Here is a 19,478-nt window from a genome sequence, read left to right as displayed (position 1 = left end):
CATCTCCCTCTTAGCACCACTATCAAACTCACCTTAGATGCCACATTTTTCTCCGTACGGGGAAGGATGAGAAGCGTCGACTCAGGTTCGATTCGAGCGAAGCGAGAAAGCGTTGCCGCAGGCAACGACCCGAAGGGCGAGGCGCTTGCGCCGAGTCATCCTTCCCCCGCCACCATCTCCCTCTTAGCACCACTATCAAACTCACCTTAGATGCCACATTTTTCTCCGCACAGGGAAGGATGAGAAGCGTCGACTCAGGTTCGATTCGAGCGGAGCGAGAAAGCGTTGCCGTAGCATCAGTGCAGAATGTTTCCCGATGTCGCTACGCTTACCAGGGCTACAAAATCCACTCATTCCTTACCTGTAGGCCCGCGCAAGCGAAGCGCCGCCGGGCAAATTGCGCACAAAAAAATACCTGGCCGAGGCCAGGTATTTAATATTGCGCCATGCGTTCTTAGCGACGCGCGCGAACAATCTGGTATTTGCGGGTCAGGTATTCCACCGGCACGCTCCAGATATGCACCAGCCGCGAGAACGGGAACAACAGGAACAGCGTCATACCGAGCACCAGATGCACACGGAAAATGAATGCCACCCCGTCCAGGTGCGCTGATGCGCCACCGTGGAACGTCACCACCGACTGCGCCCAGCCGACCAACTTCATCATTTCGCTGCCATCCATATGCTGGGCTGAGAACGGAATAGTCAGCAGGCCCAGCGCACACTGGATAACCAGCACCGACAGCACCAGAATATCGGCTCCGGTAGTGGTCGCCCGCACGCGTGGGTTAAACAGACGACGCTTGAGCAGCAGCACCCCGCCCACCAGACACATCAGACCGGCAGCCCCACCACCGATCATCGCCATTTTCTGTTTCACTTCCAGCGGCAGGAACGATTCATACATCCAGTGCGGCGTCAGCATCCCGAGGGCGTGCCCGGCGAACACCCCGAGGATCCCTATATGGAACAGGTTCGAGGCCAGGTTCATGCCTTTTTTGTCCAGCATCTGGCTGGAGCCCGCACGCCAGGTGTACTGTCCGTAGTCATAACGCAGCCAACTGCCGACCAGGAACACCGCGCCGGCGATGTACGGGTAGATGTCAAAGAAGAACATATTCAGGAATTGCATTAGCGCTCCCCTCCAGTGGAAATATTCAGATACTGTGGCGCAACGGCCCCGGCAAAACGACGCTGATGGGCGGCGATATCCGACTCAGCGCATCCCTGGTCAGCGAAGAATTTGACCTGCTCTTCTTCCCAGACAGCGTCCAGCGCCTGCGGCGTATCGTCGCGGGCTTCATCGGCAATTTTTTCGGCCACTTTCTGGCTGTCAACTTCGGTACTGGCAAGCTTCAGCAATACGTCAAACAGCACCGCATAACGACTTTCTCGCTGTTGCAGACGCGCACTCAGCAGGGCGAGGATCGGCGCGATATCCTGCAAACCGCCCAACGCCTCATCACGCGGCAGCTGTGCCAGATATTCGAGATACAGCGGTAAGTGATCCGGCAGCTCGCGACTGTCCAGTTCAAGACCGTGCTGCGCATATTGCGCCATCAGGTCAACCATCGCCTGACCCCGGTCACGGGATTCACCGTGTACGTGCTCGAACAGCAGTAGCGACGTCGCGCGGCCCCGGTCGAACAGTTCACTGTAATCGGCCTGTACATCCAGCACGTCTTTCTGCGTTAAATCACGGACGAAAACGCACAGAGACTGTGCATCTTCTTTGCTCAGGACATCAGATTCTGCCAACGCGGCGTGAACCTCCTGCTGATGCTGCCACAGGGCAGCATCCGGGTATTCCAGCAGACGGGAGAGGATCATCAGTTCTTTCATGACTGACGCTCCGTTTTGCTGGTCACATCGATGGCGTCGATGCGACGGCTGTTGAACAGGTTGAAGCCGCTGTCGGAGCCATGGCAACCGTCACCGAAGCTAAAGCCACAGCCGTTTTTCTCCGGGAAAGCGTCACGTGCCAGTTCGCGATGGCTGCTCGGTACCACAAAGCGGTCTTCGTAGTTGGCAATCGCCAGATAGCGATACATTTCCTGTGCCTGGGCTTCGGTCAGACCGACTTCGTCCAGGGCGCTGGTATCGTTCACGCCGTCAACGGTTTCAGCACGTTTGTAGTGACGCATCGCCAGCATACGCTTCAGCGCACGCAGCACCGGCGCGGTATCACCCGCGGTAAGCATGTTCGCCAGATACTGTACCGGAATGCGCAGGCTATCGACATCAGGCAAAATGCCATTGCTGCCAATCTCACCGGCATCTGCCGCCGACTGAATCGGTGACAGCGGCGGCACGTACCAGACCATCGGCAGGGTGCGATATTCCGGATGCAGCGGCAGCGCCAGCTTCCAGTCCATCGCCATTTTGTAGACCGGCGACTGCTGCGCGGCGTCGATAACGCTCTGCGGAATACCGTCTTTCAGCGCCTGTTCGATAACCTTCGGATCGTTCGGATCGAGGAACACGTCCAGTTGACGCTGATACAAATCTTTCTCGCTTTCCGTGCTCGCCGCCTGTTCGATAGCGTCGGCGTCATACAGCAGCACGCCCAGATAGCGGATACGGCCCACGCAGGTTTCGGAACACACGGTCGGCTGACCGGCTTCGATACGTGGATAACAGAAAATGCACTTCTCTGATTTGCCGCTCTTCCAGTTGAAGTAGATTTTTTTGTACGGGCAACCGGTGATACACATGCGCCAGCCACGACATTTGTCCTGATCGATAAGCACAATGCCGTCTTCTTCACGCTTGTAAATCGCGCCGCTCGGACAGGTCGCCACACACGCCGGATTCAGACAGTGTTCACACAGGCGTGGCATGTACATCATGAAGGTGTTTTCGAACTGGCCGTACATTTCCTTCTGGATGTTTTCGAAGTTTTTGTCCCGAGACAGCTTAGAGAACTCGCCGCCCAGATCGTCTTCCCAGTTCGGGCCAGCGGTGATTTTGTCCATCCGCTGGCCGGTAATCAGCGAGCGCGGACGCGCAATCGGCTGATGTTTGCTTTCACCCGCTTTGTGCAGATTCTGGTAGTCAAAATCAAACGGCTCGTAGTAATCGTCGATACCCGGCAGATGCGGGTTAGCGAAGATTTTACCCAGCAGCAGCGCTTTGTTACCCATGCGCGGCACCAGTTTACCGTTGATTTTACGGATCCAGCCCCCCTTCCACTTATCCTGGTTTTCCCAGTCGTTAGGGAAGCCGACGCCCGGCTTGGTTTCCACGTTGTTGAACCACGCGTACTCCACGCCTTCACGGCTGGTCCAGACGTTTTTACAGGTGACTGAGCAGGTATGACAGCCGATGCATTTGTCGAGATTCAGCACCATGCCGACTTGTGAACGAATTTTCATTTTACGCTCTCCTGTACCTGGTCGTTACCTTCACCGTCTAACCAGTCAATGTTCTTCATCTTACGCACCACCACGAACTCATCACGGTTCGAGCCGACGGTGCCATAGTAGTTAAAGCCATACGCCAGCTGCGCGTAGCCGCCAATCATATGGGTCGGTTTCGGGCTGATACGCGTCACGGAGTTATGGATCCCGCCGCGTTGACCGGTGATTTCCGATCCCGGTAGGTTCACAATACGTTCCTGGGCGTGATACATCATGGTCATCCCCGCCGGAACGCGCTGGCTTACTACCGCACGCGCGGTCAGAGAACCGTTGCTGTTGAAGACTTCAATCCAGTCGTTATCATCGATACCCAGGTCTTTGGCATCGGCTTCGCTCATCCAGACGATCGGCCCACCGCGTGACAGGGTCAGCATCAGCAGGTTGTCACTGTAAGTGGAGTGAATGCCCCACTTCTGGTGCGGCGTCAGGAAGTTCAGCGCCTTCTCAGGGTTGCCGTTGGACTTCTGGCCCATCACCGCTTTCACCGAACGGGTGTCAATCGGTGGACGGTACACCAGCAGGCTTTCGCCAAAATCACGCATCCACTGGTGATCCTGATACAGCTGCTGACGGCCAGACAGGGTACGCCAAGGGATCAGCTCGTGAACGTTGGTATACCCGGCGTTATACGATACGTGTTCATCTTCAAGGCCAGACCAGGTCGGGCTGGAGATAATTTTGCGCGGCTGGGCCTGAATATCACGGAAGCGAATTTTTTCGTCTTCTTTATTCAGCGCCAGATGGGTATGGTCGCGACCGGTAATTTTACTCAGCGCATCCCAGGCTTTCACCGCCACCTGGCCGTTCGTTTCCGGGGCCAGAGTCAGGATCATTTCCGCCGCATCAATCGCGGTGTTGATCATCGGCTGACCTTTCGCCGGACCGTCAGCCTTGGTGTAGTTCAGCTTACGCAGCAGCTCAACTTCGCTGTCGGTATTCCAGGCAATACCTTTCCCGCCGTTGCCGATTTTTTCCAGCAGCGGACCGACGGAGGTGAAGCGCTCGTAGGTCGCCGGATAATCGCGTTCCACGGTCATGATATGCGGCGCGGTTTTACCCGGAATCAGGTCGCATTCGCCTTTTTTCCAGTCCTTCACATCCATCGCCTGGGCCAGTTCCGCCGGGGAGTCGTGCTGGATTGGCAGGGTGACAATGTCAGTTTCTTTACCCAGATGGCCAACGCAGACTTCGGAGAATTTCTTGGCGATGTCTTTGTAGATATCCCAGTCGCTTTTCGATTCCCACGCCGGATCAACGGCCGCCGACAGCGGATGAATAAACGGATGCATATCCGAGGTATTCATGTCGTCTTTTTCATACCAGGTGGCAGTTGGCAGCACGATATCGGAGAACAGGCAGGTGCTCGACAGACGGAAGTCCAGCGTCACCACCAGATCCAGTTTGCCGTCGAGACCGTTATCCACCCATTCAACTTCTTCCGGCTTCACACCGCCCTGCACGCCCAGATCTTTGCCCTGAATACCGTGCTCGGTACCCAGCAGGTACTTGAGCATGTATTCGTGGCCTTTACCGGATGAGCCCAGCAGGTTCGAACGCCAGATGAACATATTACGCGGATGGTTTTTACCGTTGTCCGGACGCTCAGAGGCGAAATGCATCGAGCCGTCTTTCAGCGATTTCACGGTGTAATCCACCGCTGACATGCCCGCTTTTTCCGCTTCAGCGGCAATGTGCAGCGGGTTGGTGCCCAGCTGCGGAGCGGACGGCAGCCAGCCCATGCGTTCAGCACGGACGTTGAAGTCAACCAGATGCCCGGTATAACGCGATTTATCCGCCATCGGCGACAGCAGTTCCTGCGCGGTCAGGGTTTCATAGCGCCACTGACTGGAGTGGTTATAGAAATAGGAGGTGCTGTTCATGTGGCGCGGCGGACGGTTCCAGTCCAGGGCGAACGCCAGCGGCGTCCAGCCGGTCTGCGGACGCAGTTTTTCCTGGCCGACGTAGTGTGCCCAGCCACCACCGCTCTGACCAACACAGCCACAGAAGATGAGCATGTTGATAATCCCGCGATAGTTCATATCGAGGTGATACCAGTGGTTCAAACCCGCGCCGACGATGATCATCGAGCGACCGTGGGTTTTATCGGCGTTGTCCGCAAATTCACGCGCGGTACGGATAATCTGTGCCCGGGAGACGCCGGTGATTTTCTCGGCCCACGCCGGGGTATACGCTTTCAGATCATCGTAGCTGCTGGCGCAGTTGTCATCGCCCAGACCACGTTCCAGGCCGTAGTTCGCCATGGTCAGGTCATACACGGTGGTGACCAGCTGCTCGGAGCCGTCGGCCATTTGCAGGCGTTTCACCGGCAGTTTATGCAGCAGGATGTTTTCCAGTTCGACGCTGGTGAAATGCTCGGTGCCGTCGCCGCCGAAGTATGGGAAGCCGACTTCCGCGATCTCGTCGTGGCTGCCCAACATGCTCAGGCGCAGCTGAACGTCATCGCCGCTTTTGCCGTCACGCTGTTCGAGGTTCCATTTGCCTTTATCGCCCCAGCGGAAACCGATAGAGCCGTTTGGCACGGTCAACTCGCCGCTTTCATCAAAGGCAACGGTTTTCCATTCCGGATTATTTTCCTGGCCTAATGCATCCACCAGGTCAGCGGCACGCAGCATACGGCCTGCGGCGTAATAGCCGTCACGTTGTTCAAGGGCCACCAGCATCGGCATGTCGGTATAACGACGCACGTAGTCGGTGAAATACTGGCTCGGTTTGTCGAGATGGAACTCGCGCAGCATCACGTGGCCCATCGCCAGCGCCATCGCCGCATCGGTGCCCTGCTTCGGTGCCAGCCACAGATCGCACAGCTTGGCAATTTCCGCGTAGTCCGGCGTGACCGCCACCGTTTTGGTGCCCTTGTAACGGACTTCGGTAAAGAAGTGCGCATCCGGCGTACGGGTCTGCGGCACGTTAGAGCCCCAGGCGATGATGTACGAGGAGTTATACCAGTCGGCAGATTCTGGTACGTCGGTCTGCTCGCCCCAGGTCTGCGGTGACGCAGGCGGCAGGTCGCAGTACCAGTCGTAGAAGCTCAGACAGGTGCCGCCGAGCAGAGAAAGGTAACGCGCGCCCGCAGCGTAAGAGACCATCGACATCGCCGGGATCGGCGAGAAGCCTGCCACACGGTCAGGGCCGTAGGTTTTCACGGTATAGACGTTGGAAGCGGCAATCAGCTCGTTCACTTCCTGCCAGGAAGAGCGCACGAAGCCCCCGCGACCACGCGCCTGCTTAAAGCTTTTGGCTTTATCCGCGTCTTCAATAATTGACGCCCAGGCATTCACCGGATCGGGATGCTGAACCTTCGCTTCACGCCACATTTTCATCAGGCGTTTGCGCATCAGCGGATATTTAAGACGGTTTGCGCTGTAGAGATACCAGGAGTAACTCGCGCCACGAGGGCAACCGCGTGGCTCGTGGTTCGGCATATCTGGACGCGTACGCGGGTAGTCGGTCTGCTGGGTTTCCCAGGTCACGAGACCATTTTTAACGTAAATCTTCCAGCTACATGAACCGGTGCAGTTCACGCCGTGGGTAGACCGCACCACTTTGTCATGCTGCCAGCGTTGACGGTATCCATCTTCCCAGTCCCGGTTAGTTTCCAGAAGCTGACCGTGCCCATCGGCAAAGGTTTCGCCCTTCTGCTTGAAGTAGCGAAACCGGTCCAGAAATTTGCTCATCGGGTTTCTCCTGATATGGAGCCTTGAGGCTCTGTCTTATAATAAAATCGACATTGCTAAGATTGACGGCACGGTAACCTGCACTAAAGGAGGGATAATTGATAACGATCAACGACATCTGAGGATGATTTAAGCGCCCGGCGGTGATGTACCACTAAAGTGGCAAGAGCAGGAGTGCATTTAATTTATTGATATATAGATATTTTATCCACTTTATGACTTCTGTTAGGAGTAGCAATTTGCGCTACCGGGTATTAAGGGGTAAGTCAGTCTCTGGGGAAGGGAGAGTACAAAAAATGGGGCCCCCCTTCCGAGGATAACCCCATGTTGAACAGTGCAATTATCCGAGAGATGTTAGCGATTCAGCGTTGCGTTCAGCACGAATATTTTTGATAAGCAGGCCTGAAATAACTATACCGGCGCAGGCGAAAACAGCCATCAAGCCAAACACGATTTGGTAGCCTGACAACCCAGGATAGGTATCTAAAATGTATCCATACAGGCTGTAACAGAACATCGCTGGGGCATATCCGATAAAACTTCCCAACGCCATTGCCGCACCGGTACTTTTCTCACTGATTCCCGCTTCGCCAATAGGGGCGAAGAACACCGCACGCTGAGTAAAGATGACCGCACCAAACATCAGGGTGCAAGCCATGCCTAAATAAACAGGCATTTGCTCATGTGGTAGTATTATCAGTGCCACCAATGCCAGCGCACTAATAATAAAGGTATAGAACAAATACTGGCTAGGTGATTTTAAAACCTTGTCCGCAATCAGCCCGCCAACTGGACCACCCACCATTTTCAAACAATACTGATTGATAATTCCGTACGCACCAACCAATGCAATGGGTAATGCATAAACATTTCTTAAAAAAGGAATGAAGAATGTTAATCCGCAGTATACCGCATAGACACAGAACACACTAAAAGCGATTAGCCAGACGGTTTTGTTTTTTAATACACTACCAAGACCTGGAGTAGCTTCTTTTTTCTCTGTTTTCTCTTGCTTAGCGATTTGCTCTTCCGGGCTTTCTTTTAATACCAAGAAAATAACCACACCGACTACAATAGCGATGAAAGAGTAAAACAATATTGCAGCTTTAAATCCGAAATAGTCGCTACCAAACCAGGTGAACACTGCCAGGGCGCTAAACGCGATAACGGTATCGACAATTCCTCGGCCTGTTTCAAAGAAACCAAACAAGCGCCCCTGTTGAGTGTTGTCTCCCAGCAAACTCACCGACTTTAGCAACACAGGCCAGTTAAGCATGTCGCAGGTCACGCCGAACAACGCCCAGACAAAGAGTATCCCCCAGTAGCCCGGCATTGTAGAAAGGTAGATCCCCAGCATACCAGTCGCAATCAGAGAAAGCGACATGGTAAAGCGTCGTGGTAATTTGTCAGAAAAGTAAATTGATAAGAAGAAACCAATGGTTGTAACAATAGAGTTAACCGACATCGCATTACCAATCTGACCATTGGTCAGGTGAAAATACTCTTGCATAGGAACATAGAATGCATCTTTCAATGACGGCAGTTTATATATTGTCCCGCCACACAGCACCAATAAGCTAAATATAGTCCATCTTTTTTTGGATAGCATAAGACACTCCACCCCTGAATTAGCGGAATTATTTATTGTTTAGAGAGTACAGTTACCTCACGAAAGGTGAGACAGCCGAATTTAAATGTTTTTGGTTAATTACCGCTTTAAAATATTCACAGCCTCTTTATGAAGATCGCCAAGGATATTGCGCACATACATTATTTGATTCATGGCATCGTCAATTTCTTTATTTAGCCTTTCTTCAATCCCGGAAGTCGGCAACGGGGTTTCACTCATCTGGCGTAATGGGATCCACGGGTTTATATCTTCGTGAGTAAAACGAAATGCCGGCGCATAATAATCTACTTCTTCTTCCAGACCGAAGGCGGTGACTTGCGGAATATCTTCACCCAGACAAATTAATTGCAGTAATAATTCTTTAAACGGTAGCTCACCTGCGCCAGAAATACATGCTGTATGCCCGCGGCCTTCACCTTCGTGAGTGATTAATGCATCTTTGATATGCACCTGTGTGACCTCACTTCCCATCACCGCTAGCGCATCAAGCGGCTCTTCGTTGGCATTAATCATGTTGGCGAAGTCAAACAGCAGGGAAAGCTGTGGAAAATCAGCTTGCCGGACCAGCTTCACCAGTTCGTGGCTTTGCAAATCTTCGTGTTGCTCAAGCGTAAATGTCAGACCGCTATGTTGGTATTTCGCTTTAATATATTGAATATCCTTGGCAATCATTTCCATTACCGCAGAAAGTGTCCCTTCATAGCGCGGATAAAACCGCACCGATGTCGCTCCTGATTTCAGCGCAATCCTCACAGCCTCATCAATGGTACGAGCATCTGAGGCGCTGGTTTCGATATGAATATCCAACCCCAACTGGCGCGATTTTTCTGCAAAATTCTTAAGCCGCTCATCGCTGGCATGCCTTAAAGACTGGCTTTCACCGTCCATAACATGAATTTTTACTCCCTTCAATTGCTGCTGACTGGCAATATCCAGTAAGTCTTCCGGCAGAATCTTTTCCATGCGCATGTTTAAATGAAACGCATAGGCATGCAGATACAACGGCAGATTTGCGGCACGTTCAACAATTTTTGTAGCCTGGATGTTGTTCATGGAAACTCCTGTAAATCGATATGAAACGCTACTGATTCAAAACGCCAATATTCGATATCAACCTGAATAACTTGCCCGCCTTCATCGGCACGGTATTTTTCAACCCGGATAGACGGCGTCCCCGCAGTGCCGCCCATCCCCTTGCAAGCCCCCGCAGAAAGACGTGTCGGTTTGAAGGCCAGATGCTGCGTATGCGAACTCTTGCCGAAGTCTTCTTGCCACACCTCAACAAAAGAGCGATCGCCTAATTTGTCGATAAAGCCGGGGGCGGACTGCGCGTTGATAAAGGTTTCGTGATAGAAAACTTTATGGTTATCAAGCGCCCCCCAACCACAAATTTTGTAAATTTCATCACCCTCTTTCACATTTAGCTGCGACAGAATTTCTGGTTCCGCTGTGTAAACCCGCTCTTTTTCCAGAAACCCCCAGGACGGCAAACGCCCCTGTTCCTGAGCTGCCTGCTTAAAGCTGGTGGAGGTGTTAGGGGTATATTTGAAACACGGTAAAGCCACGAACCAGCCGCGACGATCTTTACGAAAGATCTTTTCTTCCCCTTCAAGGAACAGCAGCGCCTGTCGCAGTGTCATGCGCTTAATACCCAGTAATTCTTCTAGCTCACGCTCGGAAGGTAATTTACCGCCAGGCTGGACGACCCCTTTGCTCAGCCAGTCATTGAGCATCTCTTTTGCCGTTTCTACGGTGGAATGGCTTTTCATGTTTTAATCCATTTGGTTTAAACCAGATTTGCTATCACGGTACTCTTCGCCCGCGAATGTGACAATGGTGTCTGGAGGGGGAGTTATTCTAAATGTGAGGTTTCTCGCAGAATAAAGTCAGATCGGGGAGGAATTTCAGGTAAAAAAATGGCGCGATTTCTCGCGCCATGATAATCAAAAAAGTAACGCTTATTTTTTAGTTTTACGCCCGTATACCACCCAAGTGATCAACACGCAGGCAATATAGAACACGAGGAAGACTTTCATTGCGCCCGCTGGCGAACCGGTCAGTTCCAGCGAGATACCAAAGGATTTAGGGATAAAGAAGCCACCGATAGCGCCAATCGCAGAGATGAAGCCCAGTGCCGCCGCAGTGTCCGTGGCCGCTTCACGCAGAGCGTGCTCTTCAGTACCGCCTTCTGCCTTCACTTTATCCATCGTCAGCTTACGGAAAATAACGGAGATCATCTGGAAGGTAGAAGCACTGCCCAGACCGGCCGTCAGGAACAGCCCCATAAATACCGCGAAGAAGGCGATGAAGTTGCCGCCCTCGCCGTTGGTTGGCAGGGTCAGGAACAGCAGCGCGGAGAAGATAGCCATCGCGATGAAGTTAATCAGCGTCACGCGAGTCCCGCCCAGACGGTCAGAAATACCGCCGCCAAGAGAACGCGCCAGGGCACCAATGAACGGGCCGAAGAAGGCGAAATGCAGGATCTGCACGTCCGGGAACTGGGTTTTAGACAGCATGGCAAACCCGGCAGAGAACCCGATGAACGAGCCAAACGTGGCGAGGTACAGCACCGCCATGATCCACAGGTGACCACGCTTCAGGACCGGCAACTGCTCTTTCAGAGAGGCTTTAGACGCCGCCAGATCGTTCATGCCGAACCAGGCTGCGAGGGTGAAGATAATCAGGAACGGCACCCAAATCCACGCCGCATTTTCCAGGAACAGCGACGAGCCATCGGCTTGCTCCACGCCAGTGCCGCCAAACATCGCAAACACCGAAACGGAAATCACCAGCGGAGCCACCAACTGCATCACGCTCACGCCCATGTTGCCCAGGCCGCCGTTCAGGCCCAGGGCACCACCCTGCTTCGCTTTCGGGAAGAAGAAGCTAATGTTCGCCATACTGGAAGCAAAGTTAGCCCCAGCGAAACCGCACAGCAACGCAATGACCATGAACACGCCAAACGGCGTGGTCGGATCCTGCACCGCAAAGCCCAGCCATACGCACGGAATAATCATGATCCCGGTGCTGAACGCAGTCCAGCGACGACCGCCGAAGACCGGCACCATAAACGCATAAGGCACACGCAGCAGTGCGCCGGACAGCGCTGGCAGCGCGGTCAGCATAAACAGCTGATCGGTTGAGAAGTTGAACCCGACTTTATTGAGGTTTACGGCAACCGCGCTGAACAACATCCAGACGCAGAACGCGAGCAGCAGACAGGGTACGGAAATCCACAGGTTTCGACTGGCCACGCGATGCCCACGCGTTTGCCAGAAGGCTGCGTCTTCTGGACGCCAGTCTGTAATGACAGCGCCTTTATCCTTTTCCGATGCGGAAGTGTGACTCATATAAACCTCAAATGATGGAGTTAGTTGCTGCCACATTAGGGTTTACGGGCCGGGGTAAGTTGATATAAATCAAAGGAAAATCGAACATAATTGAGGGCAAAAAATCAGCATTACTCTTAGTGAGTAGAGCAAACCAGTCAAAAAAGTGTGGTTTTTCACATCCCTTAGGCGCGAAATACCCCTTATCATCCCCTGCCTCGCCATACCGGCAATTAAGAGGTAATCCTTTGGGGGTATGGGTATACTCCAGGTGATATCCGAGAATAAGCCTCACTCCCGGATTGTATCCAGGTCAGGAGCCTAGCTGTCGATGTTTAAACGTCTTTTTACCCCGCTTACGCTGGTCAATCAACTGGCGCTTATCGTTTTGCTGTCCACCGCCATCGGTGTGACGGGCATGGCGATTTCTGCCCGTTTGGTTCACGGGGTGCAGGGTAGCGCCCATGCCATCAACAAAGCAGGCTCCCTGCGGATGCAGAGTTATCGCCTGCTGGCGGCTATCCCGCTGCAACCTGACAGTCAGAAATTATTCGATGAAATGAACCAGACGGTTACCAGCCCGGAGCTGATTGAAGCCGCGCGCCGGGACGGTCAGCGTCAGCAGCTCGAAGCCCTGCAAACCTACTGGCAGTCTAAGCTTGCGCCGAGTATGAAGCTCGCTGACCGCCAGCAACAGGTGGCCGGAGAAGTCGCCAGCTTCGTGAACCGCATCGACCAGCTGGTGACTGCGTTTGACCATACCACCGAAAAACGCATTCAGCATGTGGTGTGGGTACATCGTATGATGGCCCTGTGTATGGCGCTGCTGTTGCTGTTCACCATCGTCTGGCTGCGCGCGCGGTTGCTGCATCCGTGGGAACAGCTGTTGCGGATGGCGCGGGCGGTGAGCCAGCGTGATTTCACCCAGCGAGCCACTATCAGCGGTCGCAACGAGATGGCGACGCTGGGCATGGCGTTGAACAATATGTCGAAAGAGCTGGCAGGCAGCTATGCGGTGCTCGAACAGCGGGTTCAGGAAAAAACCGCCAACCTCGAACAAAAGAACGAAATCCTCAACTTCCTCTGGCAGGCCAACCGACGTCTGCACTCTCAGGCTCCCCTGTGCGAGCGTATTTCGCCGGTGCTCAATGGCCTTCAGGGCCTGACTTTACTGCGGGATATTGAAGTCCGGGTCTACGATTTGGAAGATGAGGAAAACCATCAGGAGTTTATTTGTCACTCTGAACAAGAGTGTGACGAAAAAGGCTGCTATCTCTGCCCGCGTAATCTGCCAGCACTACCCGGCACCGGCACTACGCTGAAATGGCGACTGACCGACGCTCATAATCAATATGGTATTTTGCTCGCGACGCTACCTGCGGGCCGTCATTTGAGCCACGATCAGCAGCAGCTGGTTGATACTCTGGTGGAACAGCTGACCGCCACGCTGGCGCTCGACCGTCAACAGGAACGTCAGCATCAGCTGATCGTGATGGAAGAGCGCGCCACTATCGCCCGCGAACTCCACGATTCCATCGCCCAGTCGCTGTCGTGTATGAAGATGCAGGTCAGCTGTCTGCAAATGCAGGGTGAGAAATTGCCGGAAGACAGCCGCCAGTTACTGAGCCAGATGCGTAATGAACTTAACATCTCCTGGATACAGCTGCGCGAGCTGCTGACCACTTTCCGGCTACAGTTAACCGAACCGGGCTTGCGTCCTGCACTGGAGGCGAGCTGTGAGGAATACAGCGCTCGCTTTGGCTTCCCTGTACAGCTGGATTACCAGCTTCCCCCGCGTTTTGTCCCTTCGCATCAGGCGATTCATGCCTTACAGATTGCCCGCGAAGCGTTGAGCAATGCACTTAAACATTCTGAAGCGACGGAAGTCACCGTATCGGTGATGCATAATGGCAACCAGGTCCGTCTGACCGTGACCGATAATGGCCGTGGCGTGCCGGACCATGCCGAGCGGAATAACCACTACGGTTTAATCATCATGCGCGATCGCGCGCAAAGCCTGCGTGGTGATTGCCAGGTCAAACGCCGTGACACGGGCGGCACAGAAGTTGTCGTCTCCTTTATTCCCGAAAAACCGCTTCCACAACCGCAAGGAGAAATCCATGAGTAATCAGGAACGGGCCACCATCCTGTTAATTGACGACCACCCTATGCTGCGCACCGGCGTCAGGCAATTGATCAGCATGGCCCCCGATCTTCTGGTGATCGGCGAAGCCAGCAACGGCGAACAGGGTATCGAACTGGCTGAGTCACTTGACCCGGATTTGATCCTGCTGGATTTGAATATGCCCGGCATGAACGGCCTGGAAACCCTCGACAAGCTGCGCGAGAAGTCACTCTCTGGCCGGGTGGTGGTGTTCAGCGTGTCAAACCACGAAGAAGATGTGGTCACCGCGTTAAAACGTGGGGCGGACGGCTACCTGCTCAAAGACATGGAGCCGGAAGATTTACTCAAGGCGCTGCACCAGGCCGCGGCGGGTGAAATGGTACTCAGTGAAGCGTTAACGCCAGTGCTGGCCGCCAGCCTGCGGGCCAATCGCGCCACCTCCGATCGGGATATTAATCAGTTGACCCCGCGTGAACGCGACATTCTGAAGCTGATCGCCCAGGGTCTGCCGAATAAAATGATCGCCCGCCGTCTCGATATCACCGAGAGCACCGTGAAGGTTCACGTGAAGCACATGCTGAAAAAGATGAAGCTTAAATCCCGCGTCGAAGCGGCGGTGTGGGTGCATCAGGAACGCATTTTCTAAGGCATCAGTAGCGTATCTGACGATGCCGCCGGGAAGGTCACCAGCGGCTCCGTCAGCACCAGCGTAATCTCATTGGACGAGACGCGCTGTCCCTTCTCATCTTCAACCACCACCGACAGATGCCAGCGATTCTGCGCCCCGTCGCTGTAATCCCACGCGGGCATAATCACCGTCCAGCCGTCGGTATGGCTACGATTCACCGGCGGCGTCAGGCTTAACGCCTGTGAATCCCCCTGCCAGGTCAGCGACTTGATTTTAAACCGGCTGCGCACCTGAAGCTTAAGGGACACCGTTTCGCCCGGCTGCAAATCCCATGGCGGCGTGGCGAGGAACACCGACAGCGTTTTACGCTGGCGATACTCCACCACCGGCAGATTACTGCGTTCCGGGCTGTCGTAACGACTGCCGCGCAGCGAGGTAAAGTCCGCCACTTCGCTGGAGGCCAGCTGTTTCTTCAACGGTACGCCAAAGCGATAGTTCAGTTTCATGCCGAGATTATTCTGGCTCACACCGCTTTCGCCCTGCTTATGTTCGGCGGAAATGGTCACCAGCGGCACCGGGGTATACGCCAGCCCCAGGGACACGGCCATCGGATTGTGATAGCCGGTGCCGGAGTGAAATAAGTCAACGCTGTCGCCGTAATACTGCTCGAAACTGACGCTGGTATTAATGAAGCGATAAAACGGCAGTCGGGCCTGCGCGGTCAGATCGTACCCGCGCGCCATCCGGCTTTCCTGGGTTTCACTCTCGTCCTGCCAGCCATTGAACGGCTGATAGTAGTTCGCCGAAAGGCGCAAATATTCGCCCCAAGCTTCTGCGCCAAAGCCCCCGCGCTGCAAGCGTTCACCCAGTAGCGCATCATAAAAAGCGTTATAACCCACCAGCCAGTTGCCTGCGATCCAACGCTGTCCGACGCCAAGGTTACTCACCAGACCATCGTCTTGCTCGGTGACGCCCACCTGGCTCCAGGTCAGATAGCGGTTATTGTCTTCCAACGGTACAAACCAGCTGCCGTGGCTGCCGGTGAATTTGCCGTCGCGATCCACCAGCAGTTCTGCCGAAGCGTTGCCCCACGGAGAAAGCCAGTAGTCCAGTTGCTGATTCACTTCGGCGTTAAGCTGGTGACTGAGCTTTTCGATGGCGAAGAGGCGAGCCTGATCGCCGGTATCCAGCCCGTTGTCCTTCATACTGGCTTCGCCAAAGGCTTTCATCATTTCGGCGAGCTGCTTTTCACTTTCGTGATTATCAGGGGCAATGCCCAGGCTCGGCAGCGCCTCGGGGCTCTGTGCAAAAGGGTGTTCGGCCTGATCGACGAAGGTTTGACGAGCACCGGCAACACCGCCTGCTAAGGGCAAGAGTAGGAACAACAAGAGACGTGGTGGTGACAGCAAATAACGCAAAACGCAGCGGGATCCCTCAATAAATCAACAGCAGAACGAAAAAGGGTGTCGGATGACACCTCACCTTATCTTAACGCTTTTACCCTTCTCTTTCAGCCCGGGGGCAAATTTCAGGAAGATCCTTAAGCATCGGCTACAGTTAAACCACCTTTCCTGCATGAGATGTCCTTATGAAAACCCTCCCCCGCCTGCTGGCCTGCGCGGCCTTATTTGCCAGCGTGAACGCCACCTGCGCGGACAGTCTGTTTATATTACAGTCGCCTAATTTTGCCGATAACGCGATGCTCGATAAAACCTTTGCCGGGAATGACCCGAAGAATGCGAACTGCACCGGGAAAAATAACTCGCCGCCGCTGGTCTGGAGCAACGTTCCGCCGCAAACCCAAAGCCTGGCGCTGGTCGTGCACGATCCCGAGGGCAATAAAGGGCTTGGCGTGACGCATCTGGTGGCCTACAACATCTCCCCTGCGCTGACCGGGTTTGGACCGGATGCCTTACGCGACGGAAAAGGATTCACCGGTGGCAAAAACACGCCGGGCACCGCCAGCTGGTACGGACCCTGTCCGCCTCCGGGAACCGGGGCCCACCATTACACCTTTACATTGATCGCCACGTCGCTGCCACCGACCCTGCCCGAAGGCTTAACCCGCGAGGCGCTGTTTGAAAAACTGAAAGGACATCAATTGGCCGCAGCCGGGTTGATTGGCCGTTTCGGACAGTAGAACTGCGCCAGATCATGCCCCCGACCTGAAGCGGTTGGCAGCCTGGGCGCGGGGCAGTAGCATCAGGAGTCTTTAAGCCATTTCAGGAGTGAACATGCAACGTATTGTGATTATCGCCAACGGCGCGGCCTACGGCAGCGAATCGCTTTTTAATAGTCTGCGTCTGGCCATTGCGCTGCGCGACCAACAGCAGATAGACCTGAAAGTGTTCCTGATGTCCGATGCGGTGACCGCTGGATTGAAAGGGCAAAAACCGGCCGAGGGCTACAATATTCAGCAAATGCTGGAAATTTTAACCGCCCAGGATGTTCCGGTGAAATTATGCAAAACCTGCACCGATGGCCGGGGTATCACCCCGCTTCCGCTGGCAGATGGCGTGGAAATCGGCACGCTGGTTGAGCTGGCGCAGTGGACGCTCGAGGCGGACAAGGTATTAACCTTCTGAGTCAAAAAGCGCTGATAAAGTGTTTTTCTTAAGCAGTGGTTGCCGGGGACGTAACGATGGACAGCGTCGTCGCTAACGTACGGGAAATCCACCCTACCCCCACCAGCAGCGAACAGATGCAGGGCTTTAAAGAGATTAATCACGCGGTGATCCATCTGGACAGAATGGTGCAGCAGAATGCTGAACTGGTGGTGGAATCAGCCGCAGCGGCAGGCGCTCTGCAAAGCCAGGCGGGCGACCTTGCTACAACCGCCGGACATTTCCGCATTTAATTTTCTGCTGGCGCAGTTTTGAACCTCAAATCACGCGCCAGCTGAATGGTTTCAGGAACATTGTCATTTTTGTTGAATCGTTGCCGCAATTTTTGATCAAAATCAGCATCAGCCCCCTCCCCATTTGGTGTTATGCCATGAGTGAATTGTGAACAACATCACACACGAGGAATCTCTGGCACGGAGTGCGTGGGCTGACTGCAACGGGGTAAACAATGGCAATGGTGAAAGCAAGTTTGACGTTATTTGGTGGGGATACAGTGGTGGTTCGGTGCTCTGAACGCTGCCATATTCATTTGATGAGTGCAAAAAAACAGGCGAGCGATGCGCAGACCGATATTCTCAGCGTGCAGAATCGTGATAATGCCTATCTGACCGTGCCGTACAGTGGAACCTGGAATGTGCTGATCGACAGCCATAGCCAATCGCTGGAACATTCAATCAGCTTCGTTCCGGCATAGTAATGTCCGGTGGCGCTTCGCTTAGCGGACCTACACAACCGTAGGCCACGCAGGCGTTAGCCCCGCCGGACATTTTTTCATGCCGTGCGCGGCAGATTTTCACCGTTCAGCAGGTAGCGCACTTTCCCGACCAGCTCGTTCAGACACTCATCCTGCATGCCCAGCTTCACTAATTCCTGTTCGAGCGAGAACAGATACTGGGCGTTAGTGCCGAGCGGCCCACTGGCGGCGGCAATCAGCGGGGCTATCACCTGCACGCTGGTGTCAGATTCATACAGCGGGTGGCGCGGATCCATGATGAACACCAGCGCGTTCACCGTTTGGCCGTCGTCAAGTTCCAGCTTGCACCAGGTTGGCAGATAGCACCCGGTGATCATTTCACGCTTCCAGAGCAGCGACAGCTCCTCTTCGAGCGCACCGTCCGGCAGACGATAGGCGACGCCGGTGGTGCGTCCGCCCTCTTTTAGGGCAAGCATGCGGCCTGGCTGACAGGCACTACCGCGCCCTGCCGTCAGGCGTAAACAAAAGGCACGGTGCCAACCGACGAGCGTCCCGGTGCAGGATTCACTGTAATCCAGCGCCGGGTTCCACATCAGGGAACCGTAACCAAAAATCCATACCGGGCCATCATCTGGACGACAGGCTAACGTCGCGGCCAGTGAAGCTGCACGTTGTTCCGACGACCAGAGTAGCGATTCCTCGATTGCACCAAACGCCGTCTTGCAATCGGCTTTCAGCAAGAAATCACGTGTTAACACTTTATACCTCCGCCACTGCAATCTTCCCTGTTACCACTATTTCCCTCTGAATTGCTGAAATATTATCCAGCTTCCACAGACAATATGCAATGAACGGGCCGAAGGCAAGGCAACAAAGTGTCAATAAATGACAATTGTTTCCGGCAAGTGACAGCTTATTCCATTAAGCCTTTCATTTACTTCTTCTTATGCCACTTATCATCGTCTCCCTTCTGATAATCATTCTTCACCGCCGCCCACGCCACACGGTGCGCGGTCTCTTCGCGGCTGGCATCGTCCCGACGGTCCTCTTTATGCTTATACTGATCCCAGGCGCTGTTAAACGCTTCTTTATAGATATCCTGAGCATGCGCGGGCAGCACATGCTGCACGCTGTCGGGTAAATCACTTCGGTCGTGGTAAGGCATAACGCTCTCCTGAATTGAGACCCATATTCAGTGTGGCCAAGGATTCCCCGAGGCGCAAATTCCGAAGATTATTGCAGAAAAATGACAATCAATGCATTGTTATATAAATAGAAAATAAACATAACATGGTTTTTACTGTGTTTATTATGACACGCGAGACAGAGAGGTA

General features: G+C 54.0%; 16 protein-coding genes, 1 other RNA gene and 1 pseudogene. 7 read left to right on the top strand and 11 right to left on the bottom strand.

Going from position 1 to position 19,478, the window contains the following annotated elements; translation table 11 throughout:
* Positions 1-45 precede the first annotated feature (45 nt).
* Positions 46-175, top strand: a non-coding RNA gene (locus SIK69_RS06930) — RtT sRNA.
* A gap of 279 nt (positions 176-454) precedes the next feature.
* On the opposite strand, the gene narI is transcribed toward SIK69_RS06930, so the two are convergent.
* The 8 genes from narI to SIK69_RS06890 form a co-directional block, all read right to left on the bottom strand.
* Entirely contained in the window at positions 455-1,132 is a 678-nt protein-coding gene (narI, locus tag SIK69_RS06925) for a respiratory nitrate reductase subunit gamma (RefSeq protein ID WP_319785716.1), read from the bottom strand.
* Positions 1,132-1,842, bottom strand: coding sequence for a nitrate reductase molybdenum cofactor assembly chaperone (narJ, locus tag SIK69_RS06920; RefSeq protein WP_319627544.1), 711 nt, complete (start codon positions 1,840-1,842; stop codon positions 1,132-1,134). Before narJ ends, narI begins: the two co-directional genes overlap by 1 nt.
* Positions 1,839-3,374, bottom strand: a complete 1,536-nt coding sequence (gene narH / locus SIK69_RS06915; protein ID WP_319785714.1) for a nitrate reductase subunit beta — start codon at positions 3,372-3,374, stop codon at positions 1,839-1,841. Before narH ends, narJ begins: the two co-directional genes overlap by 4 nt.
* On the bottom strand, positions 3,371-7,114 hold the full coding sequence (locus SIK69_RS06910; protein ID WP_319785713.1) for a nitrate reductase subunit alpha: 3,744 nt from the start codon (positions 7,112-7,114) through the stop codon (positions 3,371-3,373). The genes narH and SIK69_RS06910 overlap by 4 nt, the downstream gene beginning before the upstream one ends.
* A gap of 340 nt (positions 7,115-7,454) precedes the next feature.
* Entirely contained in the window at positions 7,455-8,723 is a 1,269-nt protein-coding gene (locus SIK69_RS06905) for an MFS transporter (RefSeq protein WP_319785712.1), read from the bottom strand.
* Positions 8,724-8,822: 99 nt separating this feature from the next.
* Positions 8,823-9,797 (bottom strand): sugar phosphate isomerase/epimerase family protein, encoded by a 975-nt coding sequence (locus SIK69_RS06900; protein ID WP_319785710.1) that lies wholly within the window; start codon positions 9,795-9,797, stop codon positions 8,823-8,825.
* Entirely contained in the window at positions 9,794-10,513 is a 720-nt protein-coding gene (locus SIK69_RS06895; RefSeq protein ID WP_319627549.1) for a GntR family transcriptional regulator, read from the bottom strand. Before SIK69_RS06895 ends, SIK69_RS06900 begins: the two co-directional genes overlap by 4 nt.
* A gap of 189 nt (positions 10,514-10,702) precedes the next feature.
* Positions 10,703-12,094 (bottom strand): NarK family nitrate/nitrite MFS transporter, encoded by a 1,392-nt coding sequence (locus tag SIK69_RS06890; RefSeq protein WP_319785709.1) that lies wholly within the window; start codon positions 12,092-12,094, stop codon positions 10,703-10,705.
* A 310-nt stretch (positions 12,095-12,404) separates the two neighbouring features.
* Between SIK69_RS06890 and narX the strand changes: the two genes are divergently transcribed.
* Positions 12,405-14,201 (top strand): nitrate/nitrite two-component system sensor histidine kinase NarX, encoded by a 1,797-nt coding sequence (gene narX / locus SIK69_RS06885; protein WP_319785708.1) that lies wholly within the window; start codon positions 12,405-12,407, stop codon positions 14,199-14,201.
* On the top strand, positions 14,194-14,844 hold the full coding sequence (narL, locus tag SIK69_RS06880) for a two-component system response regulator NarL (RefSeq protein ID WP_319627552.1): 651 nt from the start codon (positions 14,194-14,196) through the stop codon (positions 14,842-14,844). The genes narX and narL overlap by 8 nt, the downstream gene beginning before the upstream one ends.
* Here narL and SIK69_RS06875 read toward each other — a convergent pair.
* On the bottom strand, positions 14,841-16,235 hold the full coding sequence (locus tag SIK69_RS06875) for a YchO/YchP family invasin (RefSeq protein ID WP_374941384.1): 1,395 nt from the start codon (positions 16,233-16,235) through the stop codon (positions 14,841-14,843). The genes narL and SIK69_RS06875 overlap by 4 nt on opposite strands.
* Before the next feature lie 179 nt (positions 16,236-16,414).
* On the opposite strand from SIK69_RS06875, the gene SIK69_RS06870 reads away from it, so the two are divergent.
* From SIK69_RS06870 to SIK69_RS06855, 4 genes and pseudogenes are all read left to right on the top strand, one after another.
* Positions 16,415-16,966 carry a YbhB/YbcL family Raf kinase inhibitor-like protein gene (locus SIK69_RS06870; protein WP_319627553.1) on the top strand — a complete coding sequence of 184 codons (552 nt, stop codon included), beginning with the start codon at positions 16,415-16,417 and terminating at the stop codon, positions 16,964-16,966.
* A gap of 94 nt (positions 16,967-17,060) precedes the next feature.
* Entirely contained in the window at positions 17,061-17,411 is a 351-nt protein-coding gene (locus tag SIK69_RS06865; RefSeq protein WP_319785707.1) for a DsrE/DsrF/TusD sulfur relay family protein, read from the top strand.
* A gap of 71 nt (positions 17,412-17,482) precedes the next feature.
* Positions 17,483-17,683 (top strand): annotated as a pseudogene (locus tag SIK69_RS06860) (methyl-accepting chemotaxis protein); the annotation flags it as partial.
* 215 nt (positions 17,684-17,898) lie between these two features.
* On the top strand, positions 17,899-18,144 hold the full coding sequence (locus tag SIK69_RS06855) for a DUF1883 domain-containing protein (protein WP_319627555.1): 246 nt from the start codon (positions 17,899-17,901) through the stop codon (positions 18,142-18,144).
* Positions 18,145-18,221: 77 nt separating this feature from the next.
* Here the strand turns inward: SIK69_RS06855 and SIK69_RS06850 are convergent, their stop codons facing one another.
* Entirely contained in the window at positions 18,222-18,902 is a 681-nt protein-coding gene (locus SIK69_RS06850) for a gamma-glutamylcyclotransferase (RefSeq protein WP_319627556.1), read from the bottom strand.
* A 176-nt stretch (positions 18,903-19,078) separates the two neighbouring features.
* The gene (gene chaB / locus SIK69_RS06845) at positions 19,079-19,309 is read right to left on the bottom strand and encodes a putative cation transport regulator ChaB (RefSeq protein ID WP_319627557.1); all 231 of its coding nucleotides are present in this window, start codon (positions 19,307-19,309) and stop codon (positions 19,079-19,081) included.
* Positions 19,310-19,478: the final 169 nt, after the last annotated feature.

Source organism: Scandinavium lactucae (genome assembly GCF_033843265.1).
Lineage (GTDB): Bacteria > Pseudomonadota > Gammaproteobacteria > Enterobacterales > Enterobacteriaceae > Scandinavium > Scandinavium lactucae.
Note: the sequence above shows the minus strand (reverse complement) of the source record. Positions and strands in the feature narration are given on the sequence as shown.